Origin of the sequence: Terrabacter aerolatus (assembly GCF_007991735.1) — a bacterium.
GTDB lineage: Bacteria > Actinomycetota > Actinomycetes > Actinomycetales > Dermatophilaceae > Terrabacter > Terrabacter aerolatus.
The window spans coordinates 190,737-207,754 of sequence record NZ_BJYX01000004.1 but is presented as its reverse complement, the minus strand read 5'-3'; the positions used below and the strand labels follow the sequence as shown (position 1 = coordinate 207,754).

Genomic DNA, 17,018 nt, shown 5'->3' with positions numbered 1-17,018 from the left:
GATGGAGCCGTGAACCACGCCGCCGTCGGTGCCCTCGTGGTGGTGCTGTGCGTCGTCGCGCTCAGAGCTGGGTGTCGAGGTAGCGCTGCAGCCCCGCGACCGTACGGGAGTTCCACGACGTGGCCCCGTCGAGGTAGAGGCCGAGATAGCTCTGGAGCGCCGCCACCGACCGTGCGCCCCACGTGCCGGTGACAGGGGCCCCGGTCCGGGCCTGCAGGGCACGGATGGTCGCGCTGTCGAGGACGCCGGTCTGGGCGATGCCGAGCCAGCGCTGGAGGGCGGTCTTCGTCAGGCTGCCGAGGTACCCGGTGACCGGCAGTCGCTGTGCAAGGAGCCCGTACTGCGCCTTGACGGTGAGCACGCGGAGCACGGCGGCCTGGACCCGGCTGCGGAAGACGCTGTCGGAGGCAGCCCGGGCGGTCACCGCGCCGACCATCGCCGGGATGACCGACGGGTTGACGGTCAGCACGACGTCCCCGCCGGCGCCGATGAACTGGACGGCTCGTGACCCGGGTGACCAGGCAGCCACCTGCTTGGCGTTGCCGATGTCGTCGCTGACGACGACGCCGGTGAAGCCGAGGTCCCCGCGGATCATGCCCCGGATCACGGTGGGGGAGAAGACGGCCGGGTGGGACGCGTCGATCCGGGAGTAGTAGGCGGACGACACCATGAGCACGTGGGCGCCTGCCGCGACCGCGGCCCGGAACGGCGCGATGTCGGGCGACGTACGCGTCGTGACGGTGTCGGTGACGCCGGCGGTCGTGTCCGTGTTGCCGGTGACGCGACCGAGCCCCGGGAAGTGCTTGGCGGTCATCGCGAGTCCCGACGCCTGCATGCCCTTGAGGAACGTCGTGCCCTTGTCGGCGACGACCGCGGGGGTGTAGCCGTACTCGCGTTGGTAGTAGCCGATGGGCTGGTTGCGGCTGGCGAAGCTCTGCGTGACGGTGTCCATGACCGGGGCGAGGTCGACGTCGACGCCGGAGCGCATCACCTGGGTGCCCCACGTCCTGGCGTATGCCGTGAGCGTCGTGTCCGCCCAGCCACCCTGGGTGAGGGCCGTGGGCATCCGCGAGAAGCCCGGTCCCTGGAGCACCTGCACGTAGCCGCCCTCCTGGTCGGACGCGATGAACAGCGGCACGCCGCCGGTCGCCGTCGTCGTGGCCAGGGTGTCGGCGCGACCGGTCAGGTAGCGCACCGGGGCCGCGCCCGTGGTGGTGCGACCGGTGAGGATGAGGTTGCCCACGTGGTAGGTGCTGACGGCCGTCGTCGTGGCGGACCCCAGTCCGGTCACGTTGCCGCCGACCATGAAGAGCTGTCCGATGCGCTGCGCCGTCGTCAGACGGTCGTAGGTGGCCTGGGCCTGCCCGGCCGACGTCAGGGCGAGCGCAACGGGCACGATGCCAGCGGCGGCGTCGGTCACCCGGGCGGTCTCGGGGACGGGAGGGGCGGCGGAGACGACGAGCGTTCCGGCCCCGAGGGCAGCCAGGAGGGACGCGACGACGAAGGGCGCGGTGCGGTGACGCATGGGGCTCGACCTGCCGATCATCAGGGTGCGGCTCTGGACAGTCCGAGCGTAGGTCGCCGTGGAGGCGGCCGCCCGGGTTTCGTGCGGCGATCTCGGCGGGGGCGCCACGGCATACGACCCCTCACCCGACGGCCGGAACGGACGGCTACCCGGACGGTGCAGGCGTGGGGTCGGCACCCGGTGACGCGGGCCGGCGCAGGCCGACCATCTCCTGTCGCAGCCGCTGGTTCTCGTCCTGCAGCTCGAGCAGCATGCCGACGCCCGTGAGGTTGACGCCGCTGTCCATGAGCGCGGTGATGCGGCGCAGCCGCGCGAGGTCGTTGGCGCTGTAACGCCGGGTGCCGCCGTCGGTGCGCTCGGGCGTCAGCAGCCCACGCGCCTCGTAGAGGCGCAGGCTCGGCGCCTCGAGGCCGACGAGCTCGGCGGCCACGCTGATGCCGTAGACGCCTCGGTCGTCGTCGGGGACGGGCTCGCGTGACATGGGCACCGGCCTCCTCTCCGACTCGTCCTGACCTCTTGCATCACCATCTCGTGAGTGCTACAAAAAATCTACAGCGCATGCCACAGATCGCAACCCGCGACCGTGGTCACCGTGGAGCATCACCAGACACGTTGGAGGTGAAGACGATGCTGATGCGCACCGACCCGATCCGTGAGTCCTTCCGTGACCTCGACCGGATGACCCAGCTGGCCCTCGGAGCCGCCGGTACCCTCGCCCGTCCGTCGGCGATGCCGATGGATGCCTGGCGTGACGGGGACACCTTCCACGTCGAGCTCGACCTTCCGGGCGTCGACCCGGCCTCGATCGACCTCGACGTGGAGCGGAACGTCGTGACCGTCCGGGCCGAGCGCCCGACGAGGGCGAGCGACGCCGACCTCGTCGCAGCCGAGCGGCCGCGGGGCGTCTTCAGCCGACAGCTCGTCCTCGGCGACAGCCTCGACACCGAACGCATCCGTGCCAGCTACGACGCCGGCGTGCTGTCCCTGTCGATCCCCGTGGCGGAGAAGGCGAAGCCGCGCAAGATCACGGTCTCCCATCGCGACGAGCGTCAGGCCATCACCGGCTGACGGCGGGATCATGGTGACCGAGACCGGTCTCGCGGGCCCGCTGCCGACCGACGACGTCAGCACCCGGTTCGTCGAGATCGTCTGCGCCGACGAGGACCTGCTCGCCGCGGAGTTCGAGGCGATCATCTCCGCGAGCTGGCCGCCGTCGCCGGCTCCGCCCCGACCCGACGGTGCCGGGGATTCTCACGTCGAGCAGCCGGTGGAAGGCCCTCGGCCGGCACCTCGTCCTCGGTGGCTGGCGTCGAGAACTCCCCGGCGGCAGCGCTCGCCCCCGCGCCCGGCCCGACGAACGTCCCTCGCGTGAGAGAGAGGTGAACCGCGGAAGACAGTTCTTGCACACAGCAACTCGCCCAGCGGGCCCCCGGACGGCACGAACCCGTCTGGGGGCCCGCCCCGCGAGGGGCCTGACGGTGGGCCGGGTTGACCCGGGTGGGCAGCGGGTACGGCACGACCACCGGACGAGAGGACATCGTGACGACGACGGACGCCGTGGTCATCGGCAGCGGACCCAACGGGCTCGTGGCCGCGAACCTCCTCGCTGACGCCGGCTGGTCCGTGGTCGTGCTCGAGGAGCAGGACACTCCGGGCGGGGCCGTCCGCAGCGACGACGCGGTGGCGCCGGGGTTCGTCCATGACACCTTCAGCTCCTTCTACCCGCTCGCTGCCGGGTCGCCGACCATTCGCGGCCTGCAGCTGGAGGAGCACGGCCTCGAGTGGGTCCAGGCGCCGTCGGTGCTCGGGCACTCCTTCGCCGACGGACGGTGGGGTGTGCTGCACCGCGACCGCTCCGTCACGGCCGCAGCACTCGACGAGCAGGCGCCCGGCGACGGCGCCGCCTGGCTCGCCCTCTGCGACACATGGGACCGGGTCGGCGACGACCTGCTGCGCTGCCTGCTCACTCCCTTCCCGCCCGTCCGTGGCGGTGCCGGGTTCGGTCTCCGAGTGGCCCGACCCGGTGGCCTCGAGCTGGTGCGACAGATGCTCATGCCGGCCCGCAGCCTGACGGAGCGGCTGTTCCGCGGCGATGCGGCCCGGCTGCTCGTGGCCGGGAACGCGGCCCACGGCGACATCGGTCTCGAGGCGCCCGGGTCCGCCGCCATGGGACTGCTGCTCGCCCTGCTGGGCCAGACCGTCGGCTTCCCGGTGCCTCGCGGCGGGGCCGGCGAGCTCACGGCCGCACTCGTCCGCCGCCTCCGGTCGCGCGGGGGCGAGCTGTGTGTGGGGGAACGCGCCGAGGGCATACGCGTGCACGACGGCCGCGCGGTCGCGGTGCGCACGGCGTCCCGAGAGCTGACCGGCCGCCGAGCCGTGCTGGCCGACGTGTCGGCGCCCGCGCTCTACGGCGGGCTCGTGTCGTGGGACGAGCTGCCCACGCGGCTGCGCCGACGCATGGCGCGGTTCGAGTGGGACCCCTCCACGGTCAAGGTCGACTGGGCTCTCGACGGGCCCGTCCCGTGGGAGGGCGCGCCGGAGCGGTCACCGGGCACGGTGCACATCGCCGACTCCCTCGACGGACTGAGCCTGTCGGGTGGCCAGGTGGCGGCGGGCCTCGTCCCCGAGCACCCGTTCCTCCTCGTGGGGCAGATGGGCGTCGCGGACCCCACGCGTGTGCCCCCCGGTCACGAGGCACTGTGGGCGTATGCCCATGTGCCGCAACGGGTTCGGGGCGATGCCGGAGCGCAGCGTTCCGGCCCCGGGGAGATCCGCGGCACCTGGGACGCCTCCGACCTCGAGGAGATGGCCGAGCGCATGGAGCGACGCATCGAGGGCCGAGCACCCGGCTTCCGCAACCGCATCACGGCTCGTCGCGTACTCGGCCCGCGCGAGCTCGAGGCCCGTGACGGCAACCTCGTCGGCGGGGCCCTCAACGGCGGGACGGCCGGTCTGCACCAGCAGCTCGTGTTCCGGCCCGTGGCGGGCTCGGGTAGGCCGGAGACGCCGGTCAAGGCTCTCTACCTCGCCTCGGCCTCGGCCCACCCCGGCGGCGGGGTGCACGGGGCCTGCGGAGCCAACGCCGCCCGGGCAGCCCTGTGGCACCACAAGATCCACCTTCCCTGGAGGAACAGATGAGCACGACGACCCGGACGATCCAGGCCACCCCGGAGGCCGTCTTCGACGTGCTCGCCGACGGCTGGAGCTACAGCCAGTGGGTGGTCGGAGCCTCGCGCGTCCGCGACGTCACCGACGGCTGGCCCGCCGAGGGCACCCACATCCACCACTCCGTCGGGGCGTGGCCGCTGCTGCTCGACGACGCGACGACGGTGCGCTCGTGCGATCGCCCGACGCTCCTCGAGCTCACGGTGCGTGCCTGGCCGTCGGGGGAGGGCTTCGTTCGGCTGACCTGCCGCCCCAACGGGAGCGGCACGGACGTCACGATGGAGGAGGACGCCACCAGGGGGCCGGCCACCTTGGTCCCCAAGGTCGCTCGGGACGTCGTCCTCGACCGGCGCAACCGGGAGTCGCTGCGGCGGCTCGCGATCCTCGCCGAGCGACCGCGACCGGTGGTCTCGCGCTGAGGCTCACCCCGACGCCCTGAGCGGCAGGGCGGACGCGCGGCCCTCAGGCGGTCGTCACTCGGGTGCCGCGAGATGGGCCGAGGTGCGTGAGAACACGTCCAGCCGGAAGTCCGCCTCGAGGTGGGTGGCGACGACGGGGAGCGCCGACTCCTCCTGCCAGATCTCGTGCACGCGTGCACCGTCGAGGGGCCAGCCGCGCACGGGGTGGCGCCAGTGGCACAGCACGACGACGCCGTCGTCGGCGAGCGCCGTCCCCACCCGGGCGACCAGTCGGCGCAGACGTTCCGGGCCGAGGAAGTAGCCCACCTCGGAGACCACGACGAGGTCGAAGCGTCCGGACGGCCACTGCTCCGGCACGCTGGCCCGCAGGACGCGAACCCGACCGCGATCGCGGACAAGGTCTGGGTCGTGGGCAGCCGGGGCAGCGCCGGCGCCGCCCGAGAGCGCCGCGCGGGCGGAGGCCGTCGCCGCCGCACTCTCGTCGACGACGACGAGCTCGTCGCACCGGCGCGCCAGGTCTGCGGCGAGCGCCCCGACGGACCCCCCGACCTCGAGCGCGCGCCCGTAGCGGGGGTGGGGGAGAGCGGACAGCGTCACGAGGCGCTTGCGCTGCTCGTACCAGCTCGTGCGCACCTGCCACGGGTCGTCGACGGCGTCGTGGAGGCGGTCGAGGCTGTCGTCCGGGGCGACGCCGAGCCGCATGAAGACCTCGAACGGACCGCGCGCGTGCGCGACCACGTCGACGTCCGGCCCCGATTCGTCTCCGATGGGGTCCGACGGCCGATCGACGTCCGCACGGCGGTGCCCGACCGCGGAGTCCTTGGCTGCCTGCACGTCGTCGGGGAGCGGCAGCAGGTGGAAGTCCGCCCAGGGCGCCTGCGCAGGGTCGCGCCGGTGCCACAGCCACAGGGGGTACTCCCACAGCGTCGCGTCGCAGCGCCGGGCGGCGACGGCAGCCGCACGTCCCGCGGCGTCGTGGTCGGCCTGGCCGTCGTCGCGCCAGGGTGCCACGAGAACGGTGTCGGGCCCGTCCTCGCCGACGACGTCGACGAGGGCCGTCACGACGTCGTCCTCGTGGTCACGGACGGTTCCGTGGGGCAGGCCGAGGCGGTGCTCCGTGCCGGAGGGAGCGAGTCGGTGCACCGCAGGCCCCGCCGCCTCGACACGGCGCGCGGCCGACCGCACGGCGCGCCGCCCATCTCGGGTCGTCAACGAGCCGGGGGACGACGCCTCCTCGTCCGTGAGCAGCACGACGACCACCTCGAGACCCGCTCGCGCGGCCACGGCCATCAGGCCACCGACCGCCACGGTCTCGTCGCCCGGGTGAGCGGCCACGACGACGAGGCGTGTGGCTCCCTCGGACGACGGCTCGGGCATGGGACGTGCGAGCTGCCACTCGGCGCGCTCGCGCCATCTCCGGTCGAGTGGGCCCGGCTGGAACGTGGGGGAGGCGGGGGCGGAGGCGCCGCAGGTCACCACGGCGGCTCGGAGGCGTGGGCGTCGAGCAGGTGACGTCCGAGGGCTGCCGCGTCGCGCTCGGCGTGCTCCTGCCGCAGGTAGAGGTGGAGGTCGGCCACCCGTCGGGCATGGTCCTCCTCGAGGGCGAGGGGCGCCGGCCCGGTCGCGTGACCGACGTGCCCGAGCACGGACTCCGCCGCACCGGCCACGACGTGGCGGACCCGCAGGGCGAGGGCGGCGCCGGCTGCACCGGTCGCGTGTCCGTCGTCGACGAGCCGGGCCGCCTCGGCGAGCGTCGCGCGAGCTGCCCAGAGCGAGGCGTCGACGGCCCCGACGTGCATCTGGGCCACCTGGTCCGGCTCACGCCTCGGGCGCAGCAGCCGTCGGGCGACTCCCACCGCGCCGCCGTACCAGATCGCCGCCACACCCATCCCGCCCCATGCGAACCCGGGCCGCTCGAGGTACCAGCCGGAGGGGCCGATCGGGACGGCCTCGGTGTCCTCGAAGGTCACCGGACCGCTGGGCACCTCGCTCAGCCCACGGGCGTGCCAGGTGGCCGGCTGGACCGTCACGCCGTTCGCCGGACCCAGCCGGACGGCATACAACCTCCGGGTCGACCCCGTGTCCCAGGCGGTCACGAGCGCGTGGGAGAGGCTACCCGCGAGGGAGCACCAGGGCTTCGTGCCGGACAGTCGGGCGCCCGAGCGGTCGCCGGTCTCGGTGGCCACGAGCCGCGAGCCGGGTCCCTCGGCAGCGAAGACGCCCCACGTGGCGTCCCCGCCCGTCTCGGGCACCGGGTGGCCGGCCGTTCGGGCCTCGGCGAGGATGGCGAGGGCGTCGAGGTGCGGCTCGACGGCCCGCGCCGCGGTGAGGCTCGTCGCCGCGACGGTCGCCAGGCTCTCCCACAACGACAGCGTCGCGCCACGCCCGGGTGGGGGGAAGGCGTCGGGCCGGCGCCTGACCAGTTCGAGCGCCGAGGTCGGATCCGTGGACGTGGTGACGTCGCCGAGGCCGGCGGTCACCGTGTGTGCCGCATCACCTCGGCCGGCCGGGGTGAGGTGCACGGCTCCGTTCACGAGGTGGTCGCCCCGGTCGCGGAGACGCACCGGATCGCGGGCAAGATCATGCGCGACACATACCCAGGAGTGCGCAGGACCCGGCCGGGTCTGGGAAACTGGTCTGCAACTGCCCTCCCAGCACAGGATCAGCGTCTTTTCAGACGCGTCTGTCAGACATGGGGGTCAGACGATCGTTGCGGGAGGGACTGCACGTGTGTGGAATTGCCGGATACTTCGGGCTCGAGTCGGACCATGGTCTGCTCGAGCGGATGGGCACCGCCCAGCGACACCGGGGTCCCGATGACCAAGGGACCTTCGTCGACGGTCCCGTCGGCCTGGCCCACCAGCGCCTCTCCATCATCGACCGTGAGGGCGGGCACCAGCCCATGGCCACGCCGGACGGTGGGTACGTCCTCGCCTACAACGGCGAGGTCTACAACTACCGCGCCCTGCGCACGGAGCTCGAGGCGCTCGGCCACGCCTTCGTGACGCACAGCGACACCGAGGTCGTGCTCGAGGCCTTCGCCGAGTGGGGCGCCGAGTCCTTCGACCGCCTCAACGGCATGTTCGCGATCGCCGTCTGGGACCGGGACGAGCAGACGCTCACGCTCGCGCGCGACCAGTTCGGGATCAAGCCGGTGCACCTGACCCGCGTCACCGACCCCCACGGGCGGGGCGAGGGCGAGGCATGGCTCTTCTCGAGCGAGATCAAGGCGATCCTCGCCAGCGGTCGCCACGAGCCCGCCCCGAACGAGCGGATCATCTACCGCTACCTGCGCCACCGCGTCCACGACGACGGCGTCGAGACCTTCTTCGACGGCATCGAGCGCCTGCTGCCCGGCGAGATGGCCACCATCAGCTCGCGCGGTCTCGAGCGCCGCCAGTACAGCACCCTGCAGCAGGACCTCATGAGTGCCACCCCGCCGCCGACCGGCGCGGGCCCCGACACCGTCGCCGCCTTCCGCGAGGGTCTGGCCGAGTCGATCGCGCTGCGACTGCGCTCCGACGTGCCCGTGGGCACCTCGCTCTCGGGTGGCCTCGACAGCTCTGCCATCGCGGTCGGCATCGACCGCATGCTCACGGCGCACGACGCGTCGGCCGAGGCCGTCGGCCACCGCCAGCAGACGTTCTCCGCCGTCTTCACCGGCTACCGCAACGACGAGGAGCGCTGGGTCGACGACGCCGTCGCCGCCTGCCACGGCGCCGTCGAGTCGCACCGGATCCGACCGACGTCCGCCGAGATGCTCGAGGACCTCACGGACTTCGTGCGCACCCAGGAGGAGCCGACCGTCTCGACCGGGCCCTACGCGCAGTACCGCGTCATGCAGGAGGCCAGCAAGCACGTCACGGTCATGCTCGACGGCCAGGGCGCCGACGAGATGCTCGCCGGCTACGTGCCCCAGACCGTCTCGCACCTGCGCAGCCTCATGGCGCGCGACCGTCGTGCCGGCATCAAGGAGGTCGTGGCCTCCCGTGACGTGCTCAGCACCGTGGTGCGGGCCCGCCTGCGCACGCGCCTCCAGGGCGGAGGCTCCTTCGGTGAGCTGCTGAGCCGCGACTTCAAGGCCGCCCACGCCGACGACTCCTACACCGTGGGCGGCGGCGCCAACCTGCGCCAGCGCCTCGTGCACGACCTGTTCGTCGCCTCCCTGCCGGCCCTGCTCCGCTACGAGGACCGCAACTCGATGCGCTTCTCCGTCGAGGGTCGCGTGCCCTTCCTCGACCCGAACCTCGTGCGCGCCGTCTTCGCCATGCCCGACGACGCGGTCATCAAGGACGGCTGGAACAAGGCGGTGCTGCGCGACGCCGAAGAGGGCATCCTGCCCGCCTCGATCGTCCGGCGTCGCAACAAGATCGGCTTCACGAGCCCGCAGAACGACTGGTTCCGCGAGCAGAAGGAGTTCATCTACCAGGTGTTCCTGTCCGAGTCGTTCGCGAGCCGCCCGTACTTCAACCGGACCGAGGTGCTCAACGCGTTCGAGCTGTGGCTGAGCGACTCCGGGTCGCTGGACTCCATGGCCTTCTGGCGCATCCTCAACGTCGAGCTGTGGCTGCGTGAGTTCATCGACCCCAAGCCGTCCGCGGAGACGGAGCAGCCCCAGGCCGTCGAGTCGGCGGAGCCCGTTGCGGCCGTGGCCGGGCCGGTGACCAACGAGGGCAAGTCGCTCGACCTCGTGCTGCCCGACCGCTCCACGGTCCGACGTCACCCCGTGCGCACCCCGCTCGTCACCGCCTCCGACGACCTGACCAAGCTCGTCGTCGACCACGTCACCGACCACCTCGAGGTGCTCGGTGACGGGCGCACCGTCTCCGGCTCGGCGTTCGACCGCTGGTACGTCTTCGTCTCGGAGAAGGTCGTGGCCACGACGCAGCGCCGCTCCTTCTACGTCTGGGACATCCCGGTCACCCGGTCGGCCCGGCTCCTCAGCCGCCACGTGACGCGCACCCCGGCCGGGATCGGCCTGGGCTCGCCCTTCACGATGCAGCTCGCCATCGACGAGGTCGGTCTGCCCCGCGTGCTCGTCGCCGCGGCCGCCGGCGGCGTCGGTCGCCTCGTCGGGCGCCGCGGCGTCTTCTACACCGTGGCCGGCGGCGACGTGCGCGCCATCGACGGCCCCACCGAGTACTCCGTCGCGCCGGCGAACATGTCGGCCAAGCTGGGACCGAAGGACCCCTCCGCGGTCGCGGCGACGCTGTCCGCGGCGATCCGCTCGGCGCTGCCCGAGGGCCTCGCGGCGACCTTCGCCGGCACGGTCGTCGTCGACGCCAACGACCTCGGCTGCAACGTCCTCGGCACCGACGCCTCGACGCCGGTGGAGCGCCTCGAGCGCATGTTCGCCGACAACCCACTGGGGCAGGGCTCGCAGCAGACCCCCCTGGCCGTGGTGCTCGACAGCGTGCGGTCCGAGGCGGACCCGTCCACGACCGGCCCCTCCCACGCCGGCCGCGCGACGGGCGGTCAGGCATGACGACGTCCGAACCGCAGGCGCAGCAGCCCGACGGTGACGACGTCGCCAACCCCGCCGGGCCGGGGCCCTCGCACGAGGCGGAGTCACGCCGCGCGTCGAGGCGCACGGTGCTCGCGGCCGCCGCCGGTGCCATCGGCACCATCGGGGTGGCTGCCTGCTCGGCCGCCGGTGACGGGGGAGCCGCCCAGGCGTCGGGCGCCCACGGCTCGGCCACGTCAGCAGCCGCACCGGGTTCGACCGGCTCGGCTCCGGCGACCAGCTCGGGAGCCTCAGCCTCGCCGACCCAGGCGCGTGACGCCGTCCTCGCCTCCGCGGGGCCCGACATCGGCTCCGGACCGCGGGACGCGCCGCTCGTCGCCCTGACCTTCCACGGAGCCGGGGTGCCGGCACGCACACGCGCCGTGCTCGAGATCGCACGGGCCCACGACGCGCACCTCACCGTGTTCGCCGTCGGTCAGTGGCTCCAGGCCAACCCGGACCTGGGCAAGGCGATCCTCGCCGCCGGACACGACCTCGGCAACCACACCTGGAGCCACCAGGCGATGCGTCACCTCTCCGCGTCCGAGGCGGAGGCCGAGGTGAGCCGCGGCGCCGCCCAGGTCGCCGCGGTGCGCGGGTCGGCCGGACTGCTCTTCCGGCCGTCCGGCACGCCGACGAGCACGCCGGTCATCCGGGCGGCTGCCCGGACCTCCGGCTACCAGCGCTGCATCTCCTACGACGTCGATCCCCAGGACTACCTGGACCCCGGCGCCTCTGCCGTCGAGTCCCGCACGCTCGCGGCGGTGCGGGCCGGCAGCATCGTCAGCCTCCACCTCGGTCACGAGGGCACGGTCGCAGCCCTGCCGGGCATCCTCGCCGGCCTCCGCTCCCGGGGCCTGCGCGCCGTCACGGTGTCGGAGCTGCTCGCATGACCGGCCTGACTCGTGCCGCGTCGCGCTCGCGCTCCGCGGCCGCCGCTCTGACCGCCCTCGTCGTCCTCGGGGCCGGATCGGTCCTCGCGGGTTGCTCGGTGGCACAGACCTCCGCGACCGACGGCGCCGGCTCGACGACGGGTGCCACCGCCGGCACCGGTGTGGCTGCCGGGTCGAGCTCCACGGCCACCACGAGCGCCACGCCCTCGCCGACTCCCACCACGACCCAGCCGTACGCCCTCACCGGCGCGGCGGACCTCTCGGCCGAGGCGCGCCTCGCGCGCCCCCTGGTCTACGTGCCCAACCAGCAGGCGGGCACCGTCCAGATCATCGACCCGAGGACGTATGCCGTCATCTCCACCCGGGCCGTTCCGCGCTCACCCGAGCACGTGGTGCCCTCGCCCGACCTGCGGCGGCTCTGGGTCAACAGCGACGCCGGCAACGCGCTGACGCCGATCGACCCGAGGACGGGCAAGGTCGGCAAGCCCGTCCCCGTGCTCGACCCGTACAACCTGTACTTCACGCCCGACGGGAAGTACGCCCTCGTCATGGCGGAGCGGCTGCGCCGGATCGACGTCCGCGACGCCCACACGATGGCCCTGAAGCGCTCGGTGCCCGTGCCGTGCAAGGGGGTCAACCACGCCGACTTCACGGCTGACCTCAAGAAGATGCTCGTCAGCTGCGAGTTCAGCGGACAGCTCGCCGAGCTCGACGCCTCGGCGACCAGGGTCATCAAGATGATCGACCTCAACAAGGTCAGGACCCCCGGCGCGACCGACCCCGCGATGGCCCGGTCCATGGGCGGTCCCGCGGCCACGCTCGCAGCCGGGGCGAGCTCGATGCCCCAGGACGTGCGGCTCGCACCGGACGGCAAGTCCTTCCTGGCCGCCGACATGCTGCGCAACGGCGTGTGGGTCATCGATGCCACGACCTTCACGATCACCCGGTTCGTCCCCACCGGCCGTGGCGCGCACGGGATCTACCCCTCGCGCGACGCGCGACGGGTCTACGTCAGCAACCGCGACGAGGGCAGCGTCAGCGTGCTCGATGCCGACACCCTGCGGCAGCTGGCCAAGTGGCCCATCCCGGGCGGTTCGCCGGACATGGGCGGCGTCACCGCCGACGGTCGCGAGCTGTGGTTCTCCGGGCGCTACTCGTCCGTCGTCTACGTCATCGACACGGTGACCGGCAAGGTCACCCACAAGATCCCGGTGCTCCCGGGACCGCACGGTCTGCTCGTGTGGCCGCAGCCGGGCCGCTTCTCGCTGGGCCACACCGGCAACATGCGCTGACGACGGAGCTCACGACGGAAGGGACCGGGGTCGCCCCGGTCCCTTCCGTCGTGACGGGGCTCCCCAGCCCGGCTCCCGTCAACCGCCGCCGATGCGTCCGGCGATGATGCTGGTGACGACGACGGAGGTGATCGTCACCGTCGAGAAGCCGGCGACGATCATCTTGGGCAGGATCTCGTGCTCGATCGTCGCCACCTCCTCCAATGTCTCACCGGCACCCTTGGCGGCCTCCTGCGACAGGATCATCGTGCCGGGGAAGCCGTAGAGCGACGTGAGCCCGATGGCGACCGACATGGGGACGCTGTAGCCGAGCAGCTTGCCCACGAGCGCCGAGAAGCCCGCGATCCCGACCACGCCGAAGACGAAGGCGATGAGGAGGGGACCGGCGAGCGCGGCCACGTCGGAAGGCTTCACGGTGGCGAGCGGCCCGAAGACGAGGATCATGATGGCGATCATCATGAGGCCGAATGCGTCGATCCCCGACAGCACGGACGGCTTGAGGACTCGCGTCGTGCGCAGGACGATCCCGAGGATGAGCGCGACGACGAAGGTGTTGAGGATGCCGTCGGTGAGGTTGTTGACTCCGAGGCTGACGAGGACGACGACACCGACGACGAAGAGCGTCCCAGCGGTCGTGCGCAGGGCGGCGGGCAGCCGGGACTGCTGCGCGTCGGCCTGGTTCGCCTCGTCGCCTGCCACCTCGACGGGGGTGAGGTTCCCGGCGCGGTACTCCGCCTTGAGCCGGGCGGCCTCCCTGCGCAGGATCACCGAGGTGAGCGGGAAGCCGATGAGGCCCTGGAGGGCCGCGATGAGCACCGGGAACACGGCGATGCTCGTCAGCCCGACCCCGAGCGCCGCTTCCTGGACGATGAGGACCGAGATGGTGCCTCCGCTCAGGGCGCCGGTGCCGGCGATGACGAAGTCGAGTGCCTGCGCGTAGCCGTCTGCGGCCGACCCCGAGATGCGGGGACCGAAGAGGAAGCCGGCGAGCAGCAGGGTCAGGCCGATGCCGATGACGGTCGCGATGCCGACGAGCAGCGTCTTCCACTGCTTCTTGAAGTCGTCGAGGCTGATCATGGTGCCGAGGTGGACGATGACGAAGCCGACGACGACGCCGGCCAGGGCGAGCAGGCTCGAGCTCGCGAGCAGGTCCTCGGGGAAGATGCCGGTGAGGAAGCCGACGAGGAAGATGATCGAGGCGACGAACAGTGACGACAGCAGCGACTGCGTCCTCTTGGCGACGAGGTCGCTGACGGTCCAGACGAGCATGACGATGACGAACGCGAGCACCGGGTTCACGGCGGCCTCAGCTTCCTCGTGTCGGGTCGGTGGGTCGTGAGTGCTGGTCCGAGCCTGCCGGAGGTGGCGGCGTGCGGATTCCCCCTCGGTGGGTGATCCGCGCCGTTTCCGGCGTTGCGCCGTGCGTCGGTCCTGCCCTTCCTGAGCACTGTCGACCGCGTATGCCGTGAAGCCGGGGTGGGCGATCCCCGGCGTTCGACGGCCACGGGGAGGGAGGCCTGCCGACCGCAGGGTCACCCCCTGTGACGGAGGAGCCGACAGGGACCCCGGGTATCACGATGAGTTACGTGTCCTATAACGTTCTGAATGTGAACGGTGCATGGCGCCGGACGCCCGCCGAGCGGCGGCGCCGTCCTCCGCCGCGGCCACGGGCGCTCAGGGCCCCCGCCGGCGTCAGCCGGCACCGTTCCTCCCAGCCAGCACCGTTGCTCGGCGCGCCGGCCAACGGCGCGCCCTGACCTGCCCGAACGCGAAGGACCACACCCATGACACTGCTCAAGCGCTCCCTGGCGGCTGCCTCCGCCGCCCTCGTCTCGCTGTCGCTCGCCGCCTGCGCGGGTGGCTCGTCATCGAGCCAGACGTCCGCCGACAACCCGTACGACCTCCAGGAGCCCGGCACCCTGCGGGCCGGCACGCTGACCGACGCGCCGCCGAACGTGTTCGTCAAGGACGGGAAGTTCACCGGCTTCGACAACGACCTGCTCACCGCCGTCGCCGGCAAGCTCGGCCTCAAGGTCGAGTTCGTCGGCACCGAGTTCAGCTCGCTGCTCGCCCAGGTCAAGACCGGCAAGTTCGACGTCGGTTCCTCCTCGATCAGCATCACCGAAGCGCGCAAGAAGACCGTCGACTTCACGAACAGGTACGACTTCGGCTTCCTCGGGCTCGACGTGCCGAAGGGTTCGAGCCTCACCTCCTTCGACCAGCTCCCGGGCAAGCGGGTCGTCGTCGTCCAGGGCACGGTCCAGGACGACTACGCGACGCGCGAGAACCTCAACCCGGTACGCGTCCCCGACTACAACGCGGCGCTCAACCAGCTGCGCGCCGGCACCGCCGACGCGTGGATCACCCCGGCCGAGATCGGCGAGAAGACCGCGGGTGACTCGGGCGGCAAGGTGCTCGCGGTGGCCAAGCAGCTCGACCCGGGCGGCATCGCGTACGCCGTCGCCCCCGGCAACGACAAGCTGCGCGCCGCGCTCGACCAGGGGATCGACGCGGTCGTCGCCGACGGCACGTGGGCCAAGCTGCAGAAGCAGTACTACCCGAGCCGCGAGATCCCGGCCGACTTCAAGCCCGGCAGCGGCTCCGCGGCCGCGCAGTGAATCCTCACGCCCTGGCCGCCCCCACCCTCGAGAGGAGGACCGGATGGACATCCTGACCACGTTGCGGGAGACGTTCTTCGACCTCGACGCCATGCGCGCGGCGCTGCCGGACCTGCTGCGCGTCGGCCTGCCCAACACGCTCCTGCTCGCCCTCACCTCGGCGGTGATCGGCACCGTGCTGGGCATGCTGCTCGCCGTCTGCGGACTGTCGCACAGACGCTGGTTGCGTTGGCCCGCAAGGGTGTTCACCGACATCTTCCGGGGCTTGCCCGCGGCGGTCACGATCCTGCTCATCGGGGTCGGCCTGTCACCGGTGGGGCTGCAGGTCTGGGGCCCGAACCCCTACCCGCTGGGGATCTTGGCCCTGTCACTCATCGCGAGCGCCTACATCGGTGAGATCTTCAGGTCCGGCATCCAGAGCGTCGACGACGGGCAGCTCGAGGCGGCGCGGGCCCTGGGCTTCAGCCGGCCCTCCGGGATGGGGCTCGTCGTCATCCCTCAGGGAGTTCGGCGGGTGCTCCCTGCCCTGGTCAACCAGTTCATCGCGCTGGTCAAGGAGTCCTCACTCGTCTACTTCCTGGGCCTGCTCGCGAGCCAACGTGACCTCTTCCGCATCGGACAGGATGCGGCTGCCAACAGCGGCAACCAGTCGGCGCTCGTCCTCGCCGGCCTGTTCTACCTTCTCATCACCGTCCCGCTGACCCACGTCGTCAACGCCGTCGACCGGCGCCTGCGCGACGGCCGACGCGCGGACGGCGCCGCTCGTCCCGACGACCCCGACGGGGGCGTCCGTCCCTCTGACGCCCCGCTCGCCCCGGCCCAGGAGGCCCGATGACCACCACCAGCCAGTCCGGCACCGAGGCGTCCGCCGCAGTCGGGGGTGTCGCCGTGTCGACCCGCGACGTCCACCTCGCCTTCGGCTCCAACCAGGTCCTGCGCGGGGTCGACCTCGACGTGCCCGCGGCCACGACGGCCTGCGTCATCGGGCCGTCGGGCTCGGGGAAGTCGACGCTGCTCCGCATCGTCAACCGGCTGCTCGAGCCCGACCGGGGAGACGTCCTGCTCGACGGCCGGAGCGTGCTGAACGACAACCCCGACGCCCTGCGGCAGCGGGTCGGCATGGTCTTCCAGCACTTCAACCTCTTCCCGCACAAGACCGTCCGGGCCAACGTGACTCTTGGCCTGACGCGGCTCAGGGGGCTGTCCAAGGACGACGCCGCCGAGCGGGCCGAGCACCACCTCGAGCGGGTCGGTCTGGCGCACAAGGCCGACGTGCGCCCCGGCAACCTCTCCGGGGGCCAGCAGCAGCGCGTCGCCATCGCGCGCGCCCTCGCCATGGAGCCCGAGGTGATGCTCTTCGACGAGGCGACCTCGGCCCTCGATCCGGAGCTCGTCAAGGGCGTCCTCGCCACGATGGCGGACCTCGCGTCGGAGGGGATGACGATGCTCGTGGTGACACACGAGATGGGTTTCGCCCGTTCCGTCGCTCAGCAGGTGCTCTTCATGGACCACGGCCGCGTCGTCGAGTCGGGGGAGCCGGACCGCGTCTTCGAGACGCCCGGGACGGATAGGCTCCGACGCTTCCTCTCGCAGGTGCTCTAGG

At 72.3% G+C, this 17,018-nt stretch carries 15 protein-coding genes; 10 read left to right on the top strand and 5 right to left on the bottom strand.

Going from position 1 to position 17,018, the window contains the following annotated elements; translation table 11 throughout:
• Positions 1-61 precede the first annotated feature (61 nt).
• Both TAE01_RS06120 and TAE01_RS06115 read right to left on the bottom strand, forming a co-directional pair.
• Positions 62-1,525, bottom strand: coding sequence for a glycoside hydrolase family 3 N-terminal domain-containing protein (locus tag TAE01_RS06120; protein ID WP_147064465.1), 1,464 nt, complete (start codon positions 1,523-1,525; stop codon positions 62-64).
• Positions 1,526-1,670: 145 nt separating this feature from the next.
• Positions 1,671-2,006, bottom strand: coding sequence for a MerR family transcriptional regulator (locus TAE01_RS06115; protein ID WP_147064463.1), 336 nt, complete (start codon positions 2,004-2,006; stop codon positions 1,671-1,673).
• 146 nt (positions 2,007-2,152) lie between these two features.
• Between TAE01_RS06115 and TAE01_RS06110 the strand changes: the two genes are divergently transcribed.
• The 4 genes from TAE01_RS06110 (at position 2,153) to TAE01_RS06095 (ending at position 5,109) form a co-directional block, all read left to right on the top strand.
• A complete protein-coding gene (locus TAE01_RS06110) occupies positions 2,153-2,593 on the top strand; it encodes an Hsp20/alpha crystallin family protein (protein WP_147064461.1) in 441 nt (146 codons plus the stop codon).
• Positions 2,594-2,603: 10 nt separating this feature from the next.
• Positions 2,604-2,897: a hypothetical protein gene (locus TAE01_RS06105; RefSeq protein WP_147064459.1), complete on the top strand. Its 294-nt coding sequence runs from the start codon at positions 2,604-2,606 to the stop codon at positions 2,895-2,897.
• A gap of 167 nt (positions 2,898-3,064) precedes the next feature.
• Positions 3,065-4,663, top strand: coding sequence for a phytoene desaturase family protein (locus TAE01_RS06100; RefSeq protein WP_246111171.1), 1,599 nt, complete (start codon positions 3,065-3,067; stop codon positions 4,661-4,663).
• Positions 4,660-5,109: an SRPBCC family protein gene (locus TAE01_RS06095; RefSeq protein ID WP_147064457.1), complete on the top strand. Its 450-nt coding sequence runs from the start codon at positions 4,660-4,662 to the stop codon at positions 5,107-5,109. Before TAE01_RS06100 ends, TAE01_RS06095 begins: the two co-directional genes overlap by 4 nt.
• 54 nt (positions 5,110-5,163) lie before the next feature.
• On the opposite strand, the gene TAE01_RS06090 is transcribed toward TAE01_RS06095, so the two are convergent.
• Positions 5,164-6,486 carry a PIG-L family deacetylase gene (locus tag TAE01_RS06090; protein WP_147064455.1) on the bottom strand — a complete coding sequence of 441 codons (1,323 nt, stop codon included), beginning with the start codon at positions 6,484-6,486 and terminating at the stop codon, positions 5,164-5,166.
• Between the two features lie 95 nt (positions 6,487-6,581).
• Positions 6,582-7,589 (bottom strand): acyl-CoA/acyl-ACP dehydrogenase, encoded by a 1,008-nt coding sequence (locus tag TAE01_RS06085; RefSeq protein ID WP_186815060.1) that lies wholly within the window; start codon positions 7,587-7,589, stop codon positions 6,582-6,584.
• A gap of 248 nt (positions 7,590-7,837) precedes the next feature.
• Here TAE01_RS06085 and asnB point away from each other — a divergent pair, with 248 nt between their 5' ends.
• The 3 genes from asnB to TAE01_RS06070 are packed head-to-tail and all read left to right on the top strand — an operon-like array spanning position 7,838 to position 12,797.
• On the top strand, positions 7,838-10,594 hold the full coding sequence (gene asnB / locus TAE01_RS06080) for an asparagine synthase (glutamine-hydrolyzing) (RefSeq protein ID WP_307723829.1): 2,757 nt from the start codon (positions 7,838-7,840) through the stop codon (positions 10,592-10,594).
• A complete protein-coding gene (locus tag TAE01_RS20820) occupies positions 10,591-11,505 on the top strand; it encodes a polysaccharide deacetylase family protein (protein ID WP_246111170.1) in 915 nt (304 codons plus the stop codon). The genes asnB and TAE01_RS20820 overlap by 4 nt, the downstream gene beginning before the upstream one ends.
• Entirely contained in the window at positions 11,502-12,797 is a 1,296-nt protein-coding gene (locus TAE01_RS06070) for a YncE family protein (protein ID WP_147064451.1), read from the top strand. The genes TAE01_RS20820 and TAE01_RS06070 overlap by 4 nt, the downstream gene beginning before the upstream one ends.
• 78 nt (positions 12,798-12,875) lie before the next feature.
• Here the strand turns inward: TAE01_RS06070 and TAE01_RS06065 are convergent, their stop codons facing one another.
• The gene (locus tag TAE01_RS06065) at positions 12,876-14,096 is read right to left on the bottom strand and encodes a hypothetical protein (protein WP_147064449.1); all 1,221 of its coding nucleotides are present in this window, start codon (positions 14,094-14,096) and stop codon (positions 12,876-12,878) included.
• Between the two features lie 485 nt (positions 14,097-14,581).
• Between TAE01_RS06065 and TAE01_RS06060 the strand changes: the two genes are divergently transcribed.
• The 3 genes from TAE01_RS06060 to TAE01_RS06050 are packed head-to-tail and all read left to right on the top strand — an operon-like array spanning position 14,582 to position 17,017.
• The gene (locus TAE01_RS06060; RefSeq protein ID WP_147064447.1) at positions 14,582-15,415 is read left to right on the top strand and encodes an ABC transporter substrate-binding protein; all 834 of its coding nucleotides are present in this window, start codon (positions 14,582-14,584) and stop codon (positions 15,413-15,415) included.
• Positions 15,416-15,458: 43 nt separating this feature from the next.
• Positions 15,459-16,250, top strand: coding sequence for an amino acid ABC transporter permease (locus tag TAE01_RS06055; protein ID WP_147064446.1), 792 nt, complete (start codon positions 15,459-15,461; stop codon positions 16,248-16,250).
• Entirely contained in the window at positions 16,247-17,017 is a 771-nt protein-coding gene (locus TAE01_RS06050) for an amino acid ABC transporter ATP-binding protein (protein ID WP_147064444.1), read from the top strand. Before TAE01_RS06055 ends, TAE01_RS06050 begins: the two co-directional genes overlap by 4 nt.
• Position 17,018: the final 1 nt, after the last annotated feature.

Bases quoted from the DNA above. Each gene is read 5' to 3' on its own strand.
- TAE01_RS06095 (WP_147064457.1), top strand. From the start codon at position 4,660: ATGAGCACGACGACCCGGACGATCCAGGCCACCCCGGAGGCCGTCTTC.
- TAE01_RS06055 (WP_147064446.1), top strand. From the start codon at position 15,459: ATGGACATCCTGACCACGTTGCGGGAGACGTTCTTCGACCTCGACGCC.
- TAE01_RS06070 (WP_147064451.1), top strand. From the start codon at position 11,502: ATGACCGGCCTGACTCGTGCCGCGTCGCGCTCGCGCTCCGCGGCCGCC.
- TAE01_RS06050 (WP_147064444.1), top strand. From the start codon at position 16,247: ATGACCACCACCAGCCAGTCCGGCACCGAGGCGTCCGCCGCAGTCGGG.
- TAE01_RS06060 (WP_147064447.1), top strand. From the start codon at position 14,582: ATGACACTGCTCAAGCGCTCCCTGGCGGCTGCCTCCGCCGCCCTCGTC.
- TAE01_RS20820 (WP_246111170.1), top strand. From the start codon at position 10,591: ATGACGACGTCCGAACCGCAGGCGCAGCAGCCCGACGGTGACGACGTC.
- TAE01_RS06120 (WP_147064465.1), bottom strand. From the start codon at position 1,525: ATGCGTCACCGCACCGCGCCCTTCGTCGTCGCGTCCCTCCTGGCTGCC.
- TAE01_RS06110 (WP_147064461.1), top strand. From the start codon at position 2,153: ATGCTGATGCGCACCGACCCGATCCGTGAGTCCTTCCGTGACCTCGAC.
- TAE01_RS06115 (WP_147064463.1), bottom strand. From the start codon at position 2,006: ATGTCACGCGAGCCCGTCCCCGACGACGACCGAGGCGTCTACGGCATC.
- TAE01_RS06090 (WP_147064455.1), bottom strand. From the start codon at position 6,486: ATGCCCGAGCCGTCGTCCGAGGGAGCCACACGCCTCGTCGTCGTGGCC.
- TAE01_RS06105 (WP_147064459.1), top strand. From the start codon at position 2,604: ATGGTGACCGAGACCGGTCTCGCGGGCCCGCTGCCGACCGACGACGTC.